The sequence below is a fragment of the Enterobacter cloacae complex sp. IR5384 genome (assembly GCF_049237265.1).
Taxonomy (GTDB): domain Bacteria; phylum Pseudomonadota; class Gammaproteobacteria; order Enterobacterales; family Enterobacteriaceae; genus Enterobacter; species Enterobacter cloacae.
The window spans coordinates 1-778 of the sequence record NZ_JBMKHJ010000115.1 but is presented as its reverse complement, the minus strand read 5'-3'; the positions used below and the strand labels follow the sequence as shown (position 1 = coordinate 778).

General features: G+C 51.9%; 1 pseudogene. It reads left to right on the top strand.

Annotated elements, in window-relative coordinates:
- Window positions 1-63: 63 nt before the first annotated feature.
- A pseudogene (locus ACOTX3_RS26120) lies at window positions 64-778 on the top strand (IS3 family transposase); the annotation flags it as partial.

Here is a 778-nt window from a genome sequence, read left to right as displayed (position 1 = left end):
TGAATCGCCACGCGTTTAACAGACACCTCAGAGTCATTTAAGATGACTTAAAGAGAGGTGCCCATGAGCGGTAAGCGTTATCCTGAAGAGTTTAAAACTGAAGCAGTCAAACAGGTTGTTGATCGCGGTTATTCTGTTGCCAGCGTTGCAACACGTCTCGATATCACCACCCACAGCCTTTATGCCTGGATAAAGAAGTACGGTCCGGATTCTTCCACTAATAAAGAACAGTCAGATGCTCAGGCCGAGATCCGCCGTCTCCAGAAAGAGCTGAAACGGGTTACCGACGAACGGGACATATTAAAAAAAGCCGCGGCGTACTTCGCAAAGCTGTCCGACTGAGGTACGCCTTTATCCGTGACAACTCCTGTTGCTGGCCTGTTCGCCTGCTCTGTCGGGTGCTGGATGTTCATCCCAGTGGTTTTTACGCCTGGCTTCAGCAGCCGCATTCACAACGCCATCAGGCAGACCTGAGACTGACAGGACAGATTAAACAGTTCTGGCTGGAATCGGGATGCGTCTATGGTTATCGCAAAATCCATCTGGATCTGCGTGACAGCGGGCAACAGTGCGGAGTAAACAGAGTCTGGAGACTGATGAAACGTGTCGGAATAAAGGCTCAGGTCGGATACCGAAGCCCGCGGGCACGTAAAGGCGAGGCCAGTATCGTGTCACCCAACAGGCTCCAGCGACAGTTCAATCCGGATGCTCCTGATGAGCGTTGGGTAACGGACATAACCTACATCAGGACCCACGAAGGCTGGCTGTATCTTGCCGT